Raw genomic sequence first — 15,169 nt, 5'->3', positions numbered from 1 at the left:
CTGTGGAAAACCAGGGTATTAAAAAAAGCGATCACGGCTTGATGGTACGCATGATCGGGTTTTGCAGGACGATCAGAGTTTCCGTGGACTGAATTTCGTCAATTGTTTGGATCTTGTTGATAAGTACCTGCTGCAATGCGTCGATCGACTTACACATCACCTTAATAAAGATGCTGTAGTGCCCGGTGGTGTAATACGCTTCGGTCACTTCATCGAGGCTTTCCAGTCTGGCCAGCGCTGACGGATAGTCTTTCGCACTTTTCAGGATGATGCCGATAAAGCAGCCGACGTCATAACCCAATTGTTTGGGACTGACATCAATCCGCGCGCCGGTAATGATCCCCGCCTGCTTCATCTTTTCTACGCGAACGTGAATTGTTCCTGGGCTGACGCCGAACTGTTTGGCTAATTCTGCGTAGGCGGTACGAGCATTTTCCATTAAGGCGTCAAGAATGCCGCGGTCCAGATTGTCGATCTGATAATTTTCCATAGGTTTTTCTTATGTAGATTAATGATTCCCTCTATTTTAGACTTAATTTTTAACGAATCAAAATCGAAGTCGGCTTTTTGTTTGTTGATTATTGAATATTACCTCCATTCTGTTGCTTAATCATAGGCAACAGGACACAGGAGTACACATAATGAAAACCGCTTACATTGCCAAACAACGTCAAATTAGCTTCGTAAAATCTCATTTTTCTCGCCAGCTGGAAGAGCGTTTAGGCCTGATCGAAGTTCAGGCGCCGATCCTCAGCCGCGTTGGAGATGGTACGCAGGATAACTTGTCGGGCTGTGAAAAAGCGGTGCAGGTGAAGGTTAAAGCATTGCCAGACGCTCAATTCGAAGTGGTTCATTCACTGGCGAAGTGGAAGCGTCAAACGTTAGGACAACACGACTTTAGCGCAGGCGAGGGGCTGTACACGCACATGAAAGCCCTGCGTCCCGATGAAGATCGCCTCTCCCCGCTGCACTCAGTGTACGTTGACCAGTGGGACTGGGAGCGCGTGATGGGTGACGGTGAGCGTCAATTCTCCACTCTGAAAAGCACGGTAGAGGCTATCTGGGCGGGAATTAAGGCCACCGAAGCTGCGGTTAGCAAAGAGTTTGGTCTGGCACCGTTCCTGCCAGAGCAGATCCACTTTGTTCATAGCCAGGAGCTGTTATCTCGTTATCCGGATCTTGATGCAAAAGGTCGTGAACGTGCGATCGCTAAAGAGCTGGGTGCGGTATTCCTGGTGGGGATCGGCGGTAAGCTCAGTGACGGTCACCGTCATGACGTACGTGCGCCGGATTATGACGACTGGAGTTCAGCGTCCGAGCTGGGTCATGCCGGTCTGAACGGTGATATTCTGGTCTGGAACCCGGTTCTGGAAGATGCGTTTGAGCTGTCTTCTATGGGGATTCGTGTGGATGCTGACGCCCTGAAACACCAGCTGTCTCTGACCGGTGATGAAGATCGCCTGAGTCTGGAGTGGCACCAGGCGCTGCTGCGCGGTGAAATGCCGCAGACAATTGGTGGCGGCATTGGGCAGTCGCGTCTGACCATGCTGTTGCTGCAATTACCTCACATTGGTCAGGTTCAGTGTGGCGTATGGCCAGCCCAGGTACGTGAAAGCGTCGCATCTCTGCTGTAACAATTAACGCCGCCAGCGTCTGAGCAGGCGGCTTCGCATCCCGGTATCAAAGCGCCAGATATGATCGAAAATGCGCATGATGCCGGGTTTGCCATGTGCTGACATCGCCACCGCGTGAAAACGGTGCTGGTGCACCCGCTGTAATTCACCCACTTTATTGACGACCTCATCGGGCAATCGCTGAGCGATAAAATCTGAGATTACCACCGCATCTGCATCAAACCATTCCCGACCCTGCATGCGCTCAATTATGGCGCGAAAACAGCTGGCAATATCAGTGCCGCCACGAAAGCGCTGACTTAAAAAGCGGATCGCCTGTTCGATGCCCTCCGGACCGGAAAGCTCATAGCGCACCACTTCTGTTGAAAACAGCATAATGAAACAGCGCCGGTTATCGGCAAGGGCGACGCGCATTAGCGCCAGACAAAAGGCTTTCGCACACTGCTCATTAAATCCGCCCATCGATCCCGAGGTATCAACGCAGACGATAAAAGGCCCGCGCGGCTGCTCGTCAAAATCCTGATGCACCACCGGACGTTCCGTTACTTTCTCACGCCATGCTTCGCCGTGCAGGCGGTAGGTGAGCAGTTGCTTTTCCACCAGCCGTCGGTAGAACTCGTATTCCAGTTCGGTAATGCCCAGCGTGGCCAGCTCTGGCGGTAGCAGGCGCAGGATATCGTCACTTTGCTGGATGCCATCCACCTGCTCCGGGACGGTTGCCGGTTCGCGCACCAGGGTACGGAAGGTTTCCATTGGCGCATCTTTACGCGGCACGGATTTCGCCTCTCTGGAACGACCTAACTGCTCGGCCAGGCGCTGGAGTTCGGGTTGTTGCGTCAGAAATTCGCCGTATTTCACCATCAACTGATAATCACCGCGCTTGATTTGGCCCGCGCTCATATCCCACAACCGGCCTGCTGCGTTGTCATTTTCTGCCAGTACAGGTTCCAGTTGCCCGCTGAGGGTCATCCGTTCTTGTACTTCACTGAGCAAATGCTCGCGCTCTTCTTCCAGCAGTTGCTGATTTAGCGTTGTGGTTTGCACCACCAGGCTCAGGCGCCAGCGCTGGAGAAAAAGCGTATGTAGTGCGGGCGTAAAGGTGCTGTTGTCATTGACCAGTTGCTGCGCTTGCCCGGCCCAAGGCGAATGAAGGCGGTGCAATAGCGATAATATTTGCGGTAGCTGAACGATAAACTGCGCATGAGAGAGGAGCTGGCTTTGTTGATAGCACATAACCTCCTCCATCAGCTCCGGCGGTACATGGGTATCTTTGAGGCGGCTACGCAATGATTCACGCCAGCGGGGAATGTCGTCAGTGATCGCTTTTTTAAGGCGAGGAAATTTTTTAAAAAATACCACCATCTTTGGGGAAGCCAGCAGGGCGACGATCATCTCTTCGATCATTGCCTCTTCGCTGACTGCCAGCATGATGTTGAGCGTATCAAGGGTCAGCATTGTTGCGCCTGGCGGATTTGCGCCCCGACATCCTGCAGGCTGGCCTCAATGCGGCCTAACCAGTCGCTATGAATAAACAGGCATTTTTGCTGTTCGCTGAATGCGCTGTGCTGCTGATGCCACTCATTATCGAGCGCTTCAAGCTCCTGTTTTATCTCTGCGGGCATACTCTCTTGCGAAGCACCCGGCAGCGCCAGGCGAGAACCTTGTAAACTGACATCGCGTACAACCAGATGCTGTGCGCTATCGACTTCCATATTCAGCGTTTGGGCAAAGCCGATCCCGTTTAGTTTTCCGCGGATCTCACCGCCTTTTGTTAGCCACAGTTCCAGCGCACCACGTTCGAAAGCTATATGGATAACTTCCATATCATGCAGTTTTAAAGGCTTTTGCAGCAGTAATGTCACGACAGAAGACGAGGCTTCTGGCGGTAAATCATAATGAGGACGACGGCTGAACATTCCGCCCTGGCGGATCACCGTGAACGCCGTTTTATCGCTTTGCTGCTGCTGGAGCTGAATGCGGCGCTGCACAATGCTGCCCAGGCGCGTCAGCATGGCTTGCTGTTGCCAGGCGTGTCCGGTCATCAATATTTCAAGCTGCTGTTGCATCAGATTCAGGCTTTGTGCGTCGTACCACAGGCAATCTTTCAGCAGGATCAGGTCGATAGGTACTACCGCATCGCGTCCGCTAAAGAAAGCGCTGGCCTGGAGTAAGCGGATCGCTTTTTTCCAGCGACGATCGGACACATAAGGAGCATTCGGTAACACGTCCAACTGTTGGCGCAGCGTGAAAATGAGCTCAAACACGCGATCGGGAAGCTTGATGGCACCAATGTCTTTTTGCCACTGGTGATACTCTTCATCCGTCACCTGCAATGATGCCGGGACCGGATTGTCGCTTTCATCCTGCTGACTTAACAGCATGGAGCGGAAATTGGCCTTGTCCTGAACTTTATCCAGCCACAGACGAATCAGCATACGGTCGTACAGCGCTTCCAGGCTGCTGTCGGCTTCAGGCAGTTCGTTGGAAGCCGCCACCAGCAGACGCATTGGAATTTTTTCTTCATACGCGCCGTTACGGAAGTGACGTTCGTTAATGGCGGTCAACAGGGTGTTAAGGATTGCCGGGCCTGCTTTCCAGATTTCATCGAGAAAAACGATTTCAGCTTCAGGAAGATAGCCCGCCGTTAAGCGTTCATAGCGACCTTCATCTTTTAATGCCTGAATGGACAGCGGACCAAACACCTCTTCGGGCGTAGAGAAGCGCGTCATCAGGTATTCAAAGGCGCGTGCGTTTTGGAAGGCAAACTTCAGTCGGCGGGCAATTAAGCTTTTTGCGATCCCCGGGGGGCCTAATAAGAAAACGCTCTCGCCGCTGAGTGCTGCCAGCAGACACAGACGAATGGCGTGGCTACGTTCATAAAGTCCCTTTTCCAGCGCATTGCTCAGACGGGAAATTCTTTCCGCTAATAAATGTGGGTGAGCCATAATGAAGTGGCGTCCTTTCGCCAAATGTACTGCATAAACTGCGAGTATAGATGCTTCACACCATTGCAGTAATAGACTGAAGGTGCGCTTATTTTTCTTTGAGCCAGATTAATCTGGTCTCATTTAGGGGTACGATTTTGTGATTAATCGTGCATACTGTGCGCCTTTTTGTGGGCCAAGGGACGACGCACACATTTCTTATATATACACCAAATCAATCAAGCTGCACCAAGGCGGCAATGGAGTTTTCTTCTGGGATGGGGGGAATAACGAATGCAGCCCACACGGAGTGGCTTGAGAGATGATGTGTATAAACGAAAGACGAGTCTATGAGCACTGATAATAAACAATCATTGTCTGCGATTACCCTTGCGGCCATTGGGGTTGTCTACGGTGATATTGGTACCAGCCCACTTTATACGCTTCGTGAATGTTTGTCCGGCCAGTTTGGTTTTGGCGTTGAACGTGATGCCGTATTTGGTTTTCTCTCGCTGATTTTCTGGCTGCTGATCTTTGTTGTCTCCATTAAATACCTGACGTTTGTCATGCGCGCAGATAACGCCGGAGAAGGCGGGATCCTGACGCTGATGTCATTGGCCGGGCGCAATACCTCGGCGCGAACAACCTCCATGCTGGTCATTATGGGATTGATAGGCGGCAGCTTCTTCTATGGTGAAGTGGTGATTACGCCAGCTATTTCGGTGATGTCTGCAATTGAAGGTCTGGAGATAGTTGCCCCGCAACTGGATACCTGGATTGTTCCGCTCTCAATAATTGTGCTGACCCTGCTGTTTTTGATTCAAAAACACGGTACCGGCATGGTCGGTAAGCTGTTTGCGCCGATTATGCTGCTATGGTTCCTGACGCTCGCGGTATTAGGTGTGCGCAGTATTATTGGCAATCCGGAAGTGCTGCAGGCGCTCAATCCGTATTGGGCGGTGCATTTCTTCCTCGAATTCAAAACGCTGTCCTTTATCGCGCTGGGTGCGGTGGTGCTGTCGATTACCGGTGTTGAAGCGCTGTATGCGGATATGGGCCACTTCGGTAAATTGCCGATTCGTCTGGCATGGTTCTCCGTGGTATTGCCTTCACTGGTGCTGAACTATTTTGGGCAGGGCGCGTTGCTGTTAAAGCATCCTGAAGCGATCAAAAACCCGTTTTTCCTGCTGGCGCCGGACTGGGCATTAATTCCATTGTTGATCCTCGCCGCGCTGGCAACGGTTATCGCCTCTCAGGCGGTTATCTCCGGCGTCTTCTCGCTGACGCGTCAGGCCGTACGTCTGGGGTATTTATCGCCGATGCGTATCATCCATACCTCGGAAATGGAATCGGGCCAGATTTACATTCCTTTCGTTAACTGGATGCTCTATTTTGCGGTAGTTATCGTGATTGTGAGCTTTGAACACTCCAGTAATCTGGCCGCGGCGTATGGGATTGCGGTAACGGGGACGATGGTACTGACATCTATTCTGTCTACCACCGTGGCGCGCAAAAACTGGCACTGGAATAAATACTTCGTCTTCCTGATCCTGGTGGCGTTCTTGTGCGTCGATGTTCCGCTGTTCTCTGCGAACCTCGATAAGCTTATTTCCGGCGGTTGGCTGCCTCTGACGCTGGGTCTGGTGATGTTCACCATCATGACCACCTGGAAAAGCGAACGCTTCCGTCTGCTGCGTCGCATGCATGAGCACGGTAACTCTCTGGAGGCGATGATTGCTTCTCTGGAGAAATCGCCACCGGTACGCGTGCCGGGAACGGCGGTGTATATGTCCCGCGCACTGAACGTCATCCCGTTTGCGCTTCTGCATAACCTCAAGCATAACAAGGTGCTGCATGAGCGCGTTATTCTGCTGACGCTGCGCACGGAAGATGCACCCTATGTTCACAACGTGCGTAGGGTGCAGATTGAGCAGTTATCGCCCACCTTCTGGCGCGTGGTGGCCAGCTACGGTTGGCGCGAAACGCCGAACGTGGAGGAAGTGTTCCATCGCTGCGGTCTGGAAGGCTTAAGCTGTCGGATGATGGAAACGTCCTTCTTCATGTCGCATGAGTCGTTGATTGTAGGCAAGCGGCCATGGTACCTGCGTCTGCGCGGCAAGCTGTATCTGCTGCTACAGCGCAACGCGCTGCGCGCGCCGGACCAGTTTGAAATCCCACCGAACCGGGTTATTGAGCTTGGTACTCAGGTAGAGATTTAATCTCATCGACGCCCTCTTTCATCGCGAAAGGGGGCGTTTTGTTTTGCCCCTCTCAGTTTTCATTTCATCAAATGATAATCCTTGCGAAACGTTTCGATGGCGATCACATTTTCGTAACGTCGCGGTGGTTTTCTGTCCACTCTTCGCACTACACTTATCTCCAGCGAAACGTTTCGCTAGTGGGGAAAGAAAATGAAGAAAGGCACGGTACTCAACTCTGAAATTTCAACGGTGATCTCCCGTCTGGGGCATACCGATACGCTGGTGGTGTGTGATGCAGGTTTACCCATCCCGAACAGCACAACGCGTATTGATATGGCATTAACCCAGGGCGTACCTTCTTTTATGCAGGTACTGGATGTGGTCACACGTGAAATGCAGGTCGAGGCAGCCATTCTCGCGTCGGAAATTAAACAACATAATCCGCAACTCCACGAAACGTTGCTCAGCCACATTGAGCAACTGCAACAACACCAGGGAAACACCATAGAAATTCGTTACACCACGCATGAACAATTCAAAAAACAAACCGCAGACAGTCAGGCGGTAATTCGCAGCGGAGAATGTTCTCCGTATGCGAATATCATTCTCTGTGCTGGCGTCACGTTCTGAGGCCATCATGAACGCATTACTGCAACTCAAAGGGATCGATAAAGCGTTCCCGGGCGTAAAAGCGCTATCCGGCGCCGCGCTGAATGTCTACCCTGGCCGCGTAATGGCGCTGGTGGGCGAAAACGGCGCGGGCAAATCCACCATGATGAAAGTGCTGACCGGGATCTATACCCGTGATGCCGGTTCTTTATTGTGGCTGGGGAAAGAGACCACCTTTAACGGCCCGAAATCCTCCCAGGAAGCCGGAATCGGTATCATCCACCAGGAGCTGAACCTGATCCCGCAACTCACTATCGCCGAGAACATTTTTCTTGGCCGTGAGTTTGTGAATCGCTTTGGCAAAATTGACTGGAAGAAGATGTACGCCGAAGCCGATCTGCTGCTCGCCAAACTGAATCTGCGCTTTAAAAGCGACAGACTGGTTGGTGAGCTGTCGATTGGCGATCAGCAGATGGTCGAAATTGCCAAAGTGCTGAGCTTTGAATCGAAGGTCATCATTATGGATGAACCGACGGATGCCCTCACCGATACCGAAACCGAATCCCTGTTCCGCGTCATCCGCGAACTGAAATCCCAGGGACGCGGCATTGTCTATATTTCTCACCGTATGAAAGAGATTTTCGAGATTTGCGACGACGTAACCGTCTTCCGTGACGGGCAGTTTATTGCCGAACGTGAAGTTGCCTCGCTGACTGAAGACTCGCTGATTGAAATGATGGTGGGACGTAAGCTGGAAGATCAGTACCCGCGCCTGGAAAAAGCGCCGGGTGATATTCGCCTGAAGGTCGATAACCTGTGCGGTCCTGGCGTAAACGATGTTTCGTTCACGCTGCGTAAAGGCGAGATCCTTGGCGTATCCGGGCTGATGGGGGCCGGACGTACCGAACTGATGAAAGTGTTGTACGGCGCATTGCCGCGCACCAGCGGTTACGTCACGCTTGATGGCCATGAAGTGGTTACCCGTTCGCCGCAGGATGGGTTGGCTAACGGCATCGTCTATATTTCTGAAGACCGTAAACGCGATGGCTTAGTGCTGGGTATGTCGGTGAAAGAGAACATGTCACTGACCGCGCTGCGTTATTTCAGCCGCGCCGGTGGAAGCCTGAAACATAAAGATGAGCAGCAGGCGGTGGGTGATTTTATTCGTCTGTTCAATGTTAAAACACCATCAATGGAACAGGCTATCGGCCTGCTTTCCGGTGGTAACCAGCAGAAAGTGGCGATTGCGCGCGGTCTGATGACCCGGCCAAAGGTGCTGATCCTTGATGAACCAACGCGCGGCGTTGACGTTGGAGCCAAGAAAGAAATCTATCAGCTTATCAACCAGTTTAAGGCTGACGGGCTGAGTATCATTCTGGTCTCCTCTGAGATGCCAGAAGTATTGGGCATGAGCGATCGAATTATCGTTATGCATGAAGGGCATCTCGGCGGTGAGTTCACTCGCGAGCAGGCCACTCAGGAAGTATTAATGGCTGCCGCTGTGGGCAAGCTTAATCGCGTGAATCAGGAGTAAAAAAGATGACTACCCAGGCTGTTTCTGGTCGCCGTTATTTCACTAAAGCATGGCTTCTGGAGCAAAAGTCGCTCATCGCTCTGTTAGTGCTGATCGCGATTGTTTCCACCATGAGCCCTAACTTTTTTACCGTTAATAACCTGTTCAACATTCTCCAGCAAACGTCGGTGAACGCCATCATGGCCGTTGGCATGACGCTGGTTATCCTGACGTCGGGTATCGATCTGTCCGTCGGTTCCTTGCTGGCGCTTACCGGCGCGGTTGCGGCTTCAATTGTAGGGATTGAGGTCAATGCGCTGGTGGCTGTTGCTGCAGCCCTGGCGCTCGGCGCTGCCATTGGCGCAGTCACCGGGGTGATTGTTGCGAAAGGCCGGGTGCAGGCGTTTATTGCAACGCTGGTGATGATGCTGTTGCTGCGCGGCGTGACCATGGTGTACACCAACGGCAGTCCGGTTAATACCGGGTTTACTGACAATGCCGATCTGTTTGGCTGGTTTGGTATTGGTCGTCCGTTAGGCATCCCTACGCCAGTGTGGATCATGGGGATTGTCTTCCTCGCGGCGTGGTACATGCTGCACCACACTCGTCTGGGCCGTTATATCTACGCGCTGGGCGGTAACGAAGCGGCAACGCGTTTGTCTGGTATCAGCGTCAGTAAAATCAAAATTATCGTTTACTCACTGTGCGGTCTTCTGGCATCGCTGGCGGGCATCATTGAAGTCGCGCGACTCTCCTCCGCACAACCGACGGCAGGTACTGGCTATGAGCTGGATGCTATCGCAGCGGTGGTGTTAGGCGGTACCAGCCTGTCGGGTGGTAAAGGACGTATTGTTGGGACGCTGATCGGCGCATTGATTCTTGGTTTCCTCAATAATGGTTTGAATTTGTTAGGTGTATCCTCCTATTACCAGATGATCGTCAAAGCGGTGGTGATTTTGCTGGCGGTACTGGTAGACAACAAAAAGCAGTAACAACGATTACAGGACATCTTAAATATGAACATGAAAAAACTGGCTACCCTGGTTTCTGCTGTTGCGCTGAGCGCCACCGTGAGCGCGAATGCGATGGCGAAAGATACCATTGCGCTGGTGGTCTCCACCCTCAACAACCCGTTCTTTGTTTCTCTGAAGGATGGGGCGCAAAAAGAGGCGGATAAGCTGGGTTACAACCTGGTGATTCTGGACTCGCAGAACAACCCGGCGAAAGAGCTGGCTAACGTTCAGGACTTAACGGTTCGTGGAACTAAAATTCTGCTGATCAACCCGACTGACTCTGATGCCGTTGGTAATGCTGTGAAGATGGCTAACCAGGCAAAAATTCCGGTTATTACCCTTGACCGTGTTGCCTCCAAAGGCGAAGTGGTAAGCCACATCGCGTCTGATAACGTGTTGGGTGGCAAAATTGCGGGTGATTACATCGCGAAGAAAGCAGGTGAAGGCGCGAAAGTTATCGAACTGCAAGGGATTGCCGGAACTTCAGCGGCGCGTGAGCGTGGCGAAGGTTTCCAGCAGGCCGTTGCGGCACACAAATTTAACGTACTGGCCAGCCAGCCGGCAGATTTCGACCGCACCAAAGGTCTGAACGTCATGCAGAACCTGCTGACCGCTCATCCTGATGTGCAGGCCGTATTTGCCCAGAACGATGAAATGGCGCTGGGTGCGCTGCGCGCACTGCAAACCGCGGGTAAATCTGATGTGATGGTGGTTGGATTTGACGGCACTCCAGATGGCGAAAAAGCAGTAAATGATGGCAAACTGGCTGCGACCATTGCTCAGTTGCCGGATCAGATCGGCGCGAAAGGCGTTGAGACTGCAGATAAAGTCCTGAAAGGCGAGAAGGTTCAGGCTAAATATCCGGTTGACCTGAAGCTGGTCATCAAGCAGTAATACCGATTCAGGTCGCTCGCGGCCTGATGGAGACATAAATACGCTATCCCCGTATCTGGTTTCGGGGATGAAAGCGTAAAAAGAAAAGCAGGGCACGCGCCACCCTAACCCGGTGGCGCACTTTGACTTGGAACACCAAATATGAAAACCGCAGGCAACCTCGTTGTTCTTGGCAGTATCAATGCCGATCACATCCTTAACCTTAACTCTTTCCCGACACCTGGCGAAACCGTAACAGGTAGCCATTATCAGGTCGCATTTGGCGGTAAAGGCGCGAATCAGGCTGTTGCTGCGGGTCGTAGTGGCGCGAATATCGCATTCATTGCCTGTACGGGCGATGATGATATTGGCGAAAGTGTGCGTAAACAGTTAGCCAAAGACAACATCGATATTGCGCCGATTAGCGTAATTTCGGGGGAATCGACCGGTGTGGCACTGATTTTTGTGAATGGTGAAGGTGAGAACGTTATCGGCATTCACGCCGGTGCAAACGCAGCTCTTTCGCCAGCGCTGGTGGAAGCACAGCGCGATCGCATTGCGCAGGCCTCCGCCTTACTGATGCAGTTAGAATCGCCGATCGAAAGCGTACTGACTGCAGCAAAGATTGCACATCAAAATAAGACCATGGTCGCCCTGAACCCGGCACCGGCTCGTGAACTTTCTGATGAACTGCTGGCGCTGGTGGATATTATTACCCCGAATGAAACCGAGGCTGAAAAGCTGACGGGGATCCGGGTCGAAAATGATGAAGACGCGGCCAAAGCGGCGCAGGCATTGCACGCTAAAGGTATCCATACTGTACTGATTACTTTAGGTAGTCGCGGTGTGTGGGCCAGCGTTAATGGTGAAGGTCAGCGTGTGCCCGGTTTTAAAGTGGAAGCCGTTGATACTATTGCCGCTGGAGACACCTTTAATGGCGCGTTAATTACAGCGTTGCTGGAAGAGACTCCGCTGCCTGAAGCGATCCGCTTTGCGCATGCCGCTGCGGCGATTGCGGTTACCCGTAAAGGCGCACAGCCTTCCGTTCCGTGGCGCGAAGAAATAGAAGCGTTTTTAAGTCAACAGAGGTAACGCTTGGCTACAATGAAGGACGTCGCCCGCCTGGCGGGTGTTTCCACGTCGACGGTTTCTCACGTCATTAATAAAGATCGCTTTGTCAGTGAGTCCGTCACTGACAAAGTAGAAGCTGCAATTAAAGCGCTTAACTACGCGCCCTCCGCGCTGGCGCGTAGCCTCAAGTTAAACCAGACCCGCACGATTGGCATGTTAATCACTGCCAGTACCAATCCCTTCTATTCTGAACTAGTGCGCGGCGTTGAACGTAGCTGTTTTGAGCGCGGCTACAGCCTGGTGCTGTGCAATACCGAAGGCGATGAACAGCGCATGAACCGTAACCTGGAAACTCTGATGCAAAAACGTGTGGACGGCTTGTTGCTGCTCTGCACCGAAACACATCAGCCTTCCAGAGAGATAATGCAGCGTTATCCTTCTATACCGACCGTGATGATGGACTGGTCGCCTTTTGATGGTGAAAGCGATCTGATTCAGGATAACTCCTTGCTGGGCGGGGATTTAGCCACGCAACATCTTATCGAAAAAGGGTTTACGCGCATTGCCTGCATCACCGGGCCGCTGGATAAAACCCCGGCGCGTTTGCGTCTGGAAGGATATCGGGCAGCAATGAAGCGGGCGGGGTTGCCTGTCCCGGAAGGCTATGAGATTACCGGTGACTTTGAGTTCGGCGGCGGCTTTGAAGCTATGCAAACGTTGCTGTCGCATAAACAGCGACCGCAGGCCGTTTTTACCGGCAATGATGCAATGGCAGTTGGCGCGTATCAGGCTCTGTACCAGTCAGGATTGCGCATTCCGCAGGATATGGCTGTGGTGGGTTACGATGATATCGAGCTGGCGCGCTATATGACGCCGCCCCTGACGACCATCCACCAACCAAAAGATGAATTGGGCGAACTGGCCATCGATGTATTAATTCACCGGATGGCGCAGCCCGCATTACAGCAACAGCGTTTGCAGCTTACTCCTGTTCTGATGGAGCGGGGGTCGGTTTAGGTTTGTGCCGATCTTTGATCAGGTTACGTCCATCTTTGGCTTTTAGCAGCATGAACATCAGCGCGGATATTACCGTGATAGCGCCCATCGTCATAAAGGTGTAGTGGAACTGTTCGACCGTATTGGTTCCTTCCATACCTTCATAGATACGCAGAACGGCGGCGCTGATGGCAACCCCTAAACTGATTGATAACTGCTGAGTAACAGCCAATACGCTGTTGCCGCTGCTGGCATTTTCATCGGTCAGATCCGCCAGAGTGATGGTATTCATTGAAGTAAACTGGGTGGACATCGCCATACCTAAAATGAACAACGGCAGGATTAGCATCCAGATCGGCATGACAGGAGATTGCAAAGCGAACTGCGCAATCATCAGGCCGATAAATACCGTAACACCCACCAATGTGGTCCTGTAGCCGAGTTTGCGCAGAACCTGCGTCACCATGGATTTTGCCAGAATTGAACCCAACGCTGTTGGCGCCATCATGCAGCCGGCTATCAGAGCCGGATATCCAAATCCTACCTGCAACATCAGCGGCATTAAGAAGGGCACGCAGCCTGTGCCCAGGCGAGTGGCGAGGTTTCCGGCGATCCCAACAGAAAAGGTCCGAGTCTTAAATATCGGAAGCGATATCAGCGGCGTTGGGTGGCGACGCGCATGGCGAATATAGGCGAGTAGTAACAACACACTGGCAAGAATAATACCGAGTGCGACCCAGGTCTCGACAAGCTTCTCACCGAACAATTCAACGCCGCTGGAAAACAACACCAGGCTCAAACCAAACAGAAAGAAACCGGTCATATCAAAACCGCGGCGTGGCGTGGTGAAGTTCGGCATATATTTGCGGGCATAGAAGATACCGGCAATGCCAATTGGAATATTAATCAGGAAGATCCAGTGCCAACTGGCCCATGTAACCAGTACACCGCCCAATACCGGACCTAAAATCGGCCCCACAAGTCCTGGCATGGTGACGAAGTTAAGCACGGGAAGCAGTTCGCTGCGGGGGTAAGCACGCAATAACGCCAGACGGGCAACGGGCATCATCATGGCGCCACCGATCCCCTGAATGACACGGAAAATCACCAGCTCGCTTAAGGAACTGGACAGCGCACAGGCCAGCGATCCCAACGTAAACAGGCTAACGGCAATCATAAAGACGCGTCGGGTACCAAATCGGTCTGCCAGCCAACCACTTACCGGGATCAGCATCGCGACAGTCAGGGTATAGCTGATAATGGCCGACTGCATGGCGAGTGGAGAGCGGTTAAGACTATGTGCTATTGCGGGTAGGGCGGTATTGAGGATCGTGGCGTCTAGTGCCTGCATAAAAAAGGCCATGGCTGCTATCCACGGTAGCCCGGCCATACTGCGAGATTTCTTTTCTGACATATTATTTATCCGGTAGCACGTTCGGTGCTATCAGCAATGCCTGACAGGCAGCAAAGGCGCGATCGCCATCGTTATCATTTATTGCATCGACAATGGCCTGGTGCAAATCCAGTTTCACCACATCGTTATAGGTAATAGAGGTAAAGTAGGTCTGGTAAACCGAATGGAACAGAGATGCAAAGGAAATAAGGAACGGATTCGCACTCATTTCATAGATGTGCTCATGCCAGGCGATATCAACCTCAATCCAGCGTTCGCGTCTGAAGTTTCTTTTCAGCTCGACCATCTCTTCCATCAGCGTGTTGAGGTGCGCTTTCTGTTCAGCCGTACCTATGGTCGCTGCCAGTAAGCACGCCTGAGGCTCCAGGCTGATACGCATCACCAGAAAATGTTTAATGACCTGCGGGAAATTATCTTCCGTCATCCACCAGGTGAGTAGCTCCTGGTCAAGGAAGTTCCAGTTTGCTTGCGGCATGACGCGTGTGCCAATACGTGGGCGCGGTAATACCATACCTTTTGCCGTTAATGTTTTTACCGCCTCTCTTACCGCGGTGCGACTCACGCCAAACTGATCGCCCAGCTCTATTTCGCCAGGCAATATCGCACCCGGCGCGTATTCACCTTTTAATATTCGCTGAGCCAGCTTTTCGGCCAGAACGTAGGACAAGTTTTTCTGTGCGGCTAGCTGTTGGGCATTTAACGGCATGAATGTTCTTCCTTACTCTTTTTCTTATTCATTAGTATGCCACCTGGAAGTGTGATTGCGGCTGCAAAAACGGCAATTTGCTTATTTTATGGCATGTTAATGGTTGTTTTGGTGAAAAAACACGCACTCGGAAAGTTATTTTAAATTTCCCCTTGTCAGCCTGAAATAACTCCCTATAATGCGCCTCCACTGACACGGAACAACGGATTACAAGC

At 52.1% G+C, this 15,169-nt stretch carries 13 protein-coding genes; 8 read left to right on the top strand and 5 right to left on the bottom strand.

Annotated elements, in window-relative coordinates:
- Positions 1-31 precede the first annotated feature (31 nt).
- Complete coding sequence (gene asnC, locus OGY04_RS00135; RefSeq protein WP_003023780.1) at positions 32-490, bottom strand: transcriptional regulator AsnC; 459 nt, start codon at positions 488-490, stop codon at positions 32-34.
- A gap of 151 nt (positions 491-641) precedes the next feature.
- Between asnC and asnA the strand changes: the two genes are divergently transcribed.
- Positions 642-1,634 (top strand): aspartate--ammonia ligase, encoded by a 993-nt coding sequence (asnA, locus tag OGY04_RS00130; protein WP_003827009.1) that lies wholly within the window; start codon positions 642-644, stop codon positions 1,632-1,634.
- A 3-nt stretch (positions 1,635-1,637) separates the two neighbouring features.
- Here asnA and viaA read toward each other — a convergent pair whose 3' ends face one another.
- Positions 1,638-3,089 (bottom strand): ATPase RavA stimulator ViaA, encoded by a 1,452-nt coding sequence (gene viaA, locus OGY04_RS00125; RefSeq protein ID WP_008786554.1) that lies wholly within the window; start codon positions 3,087-3,089, stop codon positions 1,638-1,640.
- Entirely contained in the window at positions 3,083-4,579 is a 1,497-nt protein-coding gene (ravA, locus tag OGY04_RS00120; protein ID WP_020996042.1) for an ATPase RavA, read from the bottom strand. The genes viaA and ravA overlap by 7 nt, the downstream gene beginning before the upstream one ends.
- Positions 4,580-4,908: 329 nt before the next feature.
- On the opposite strand from ravA, the gene kup reads away from it, so the two are divergent.
- The 7 genes from kup to rbsR all read left to right on the top strand — a co-directional run bounded on the left by kup (position 4,909) and on the right by rbsR (position 12,855).
- Entirely contained in the window at positions 4,909-6,777 is a 1,869-nt protein-coding gene (gene kup, locus OGY04_RS00115) for a low affinity potassium transporter Kup (RefSeq protein WP_003827003.1), read from the top strand.
- Between the two features lie 192 nt (positions 6,778-6,969).
- Positions 6,970-7,389, top strand: a complete 420-nt coding sequence (gene rbsD, locus OGY04_RS00110) for a D-ribose pyranase (RefSeq protein WP_003827001.1) — start codon at positions 6,970-6,972, stop codon at positions 7,387-7,389.
- A 7-nt stretch (positions 7,390-7,396) separates the two neighbouring features.
- A complete protein-coding gene (rbsA, locus tag OGY04_RS00105) occupies positions 7,397-8,902 on the top strand; it encodes a ribose ABC transporter ATP-binding protein RbsA (protein WP_003023764.1) in 1,506 nt (501 codons plus the stop codon).
- A 5-nt stretch (positions 8,903-8,907) separates the two neighbouring features.
- Complete coding sequence (gene rbsC / locus OGY04_RS00100) at positions 8,908-9,873, top strand: ribose ABC transporter permease (protein WP_137364211.1); 966 nt, start codon at positions 8,908-8,910, stop codon at positions 9,871-9,873.
- Positions 9,874-9,897: 24 nt separating this feature from the next.
- A complete protein-coding gene (gene rbsB / locus OGY04_RS00095) occupies positions 9,898-10,788 on the top strand; it encodes a ribose ABC transporter substrate-binding protein RbsB (RefSeq protein WP_003023760.1) in 891 nt (296 codons plus the stop codon).
- A gap of 141 nt (positions 10,789-10,929) precedes the next feature.
- Positions 10,930-11,859, top strand: coding sequence for a ribokinase (rbsK, locus tag OGY04_RS00090; RefSeq protein ID WP_008786556.1), 930 nt, complete (start codon positions 10,930-10,932; stop codon positions 11,857-11,859).
- A 3-nt stretch (positions 11,860-11,862) separates the two neighbouring features.
- Positions 11,863-12,855 carry a ribose operon transcriptional repressor RbsR gene (rbsR, locus tag OGY04_RS00085; RefSeq protein ID WP_003023757.1) on the top strand — a complete coding sequence of 331 codons (993 nt, stop codon included), beginning with the start codon at positions 11,863-11,865 and terminating at the stop codon, positions 12,853-12,855.
- Here the strand turns inward: rbsR and mdtD are convergent.
- Together mdtD and OGY04_RS00075 are read right to left on the bottom strand one after the other, a co-directional pair.
- Positions 12,821-14,248 (bottom strand): multidrug transporter subunit MdtD, encoded by a 1,428-nt coding sequence (gene mdtD, locus OGY04_RS00080; RefSeq protein ID WP_286584509.1) that lies wholly within the window; start codon positions 14,246-14,248, stop codon positions 12,821-12,823. The genes rbsR and mdtD overlap by 35 nt on opposite strands.
- A gap of 1 nt (position 14,249) precedes the next feature.
- Positions 14,250-14,954, bottom strand: coding sequence for a FadR/GntR family transcriptional regulator (locus OGY04_RS00075; protein WP_286584507.1), 705 nt, complete (start codon positions 14,952-14,954; stop codon positions 14,250-14,252).
- Between the last annotated feature and the right edge of the window lie 215 nt (positions 14,955-15,169).

The sequence above is a fragment of the Citrobacter sp. Cpo091 genome, assembly GCF_030332645.1.
GTDB lineage: Bacteria > Pseudomonadota > Gammaproteobacteria > Enterobacterales > Enterobacteriaceae > Citrobacter > Citrobacter portucalensis.
Note: the sequence above shows the minus strand (reverse complement) of the source record. Positions and strands in the feature narration are given on the sequence as shown.

Excerpts from the sequence above, each read along its gene's own strand:
- OGY04_RS00075 (WP_286584507.1), bottom strand. The coding sequence starts at position 14,954 with ATGCCGTTAAATGCCCAACAGCTAGCCGCACAGAAAAACTTGTCCTAC.
- asnC (WP_003023780.1), bottom strand. The coding sequence starts at position 490 with ATGGAAAATTATCAGATCGACAATCTGGACCGCGGCATTCTTGACGCC.
- rbsD (WP_003827001.1), top strand. The coding sequence starts at position 6,970 with ATGAAGAAAGGCACGGTACTCAACTCTGAAATTTCAACGGTGATCTCC.
- ravA (WP_020996042.1), bottom strand. The coding sequence starts at position 4,579 with ATGGCTCACCCACATTTATTAGCGGAAAGAATTTCCCGTCTGAGCAAT.
- rbsB (WP_003023760.1), top strand. The coding sequence starts at position 9,898 with ATGAACATGAAAAAACTGGCTACCCTGGTTTCTGCTGTTGCGCTGAGC.
- rbsC (WP_137364211.1), top strand. The coding sequence starts at position 8,908 with ATGACTACCCAGGCTGTTTCTGGTCGCCGTTATTTCACTAAAGCATGG.
- rbsA (WP_003023764.1), top strand. The coding sequence starts at position 7,397 with ATGAACGCATTACTGCAACTCAAAGGGATCGATAAAGCGTTCCCGGGC.
- viaA (WP_008786554.1), bottom strand. The coding sequence starts at position 3,089 with ATGCTGACCCTTGATACGCTCAACATCATGCTGGCAGTCAGCGAAGAG.
- mdtD (WP_286584509.1), bottom strand. The coding sequence starts at position 14,248 with ATGTCAGAAAAGAAATCTCGCAGTATGGCCGGGCTACCGTGGATAGCA.
- kup (WP_003827003.1), top strand. The coding sequence starts at position 4,909 with ATGAGCACTGATAATAAACAATCATTGTCTGCGATTACCCTTGCGGCC.
- rbsK (WP_008786556.1), top strand. The coding sequence starts at position 10,930 with ATGAAAACCGCAGGCAACCTCGTTGTTCTTGGCAGTATCAATGCCGAT.
- asnA (WP_003827009.1), top strand. The coding sequence starts at position 642 with ATGAAAACCGCTTACATTGCCAAACAACGTCAAATTAGCTTCGTAAAA.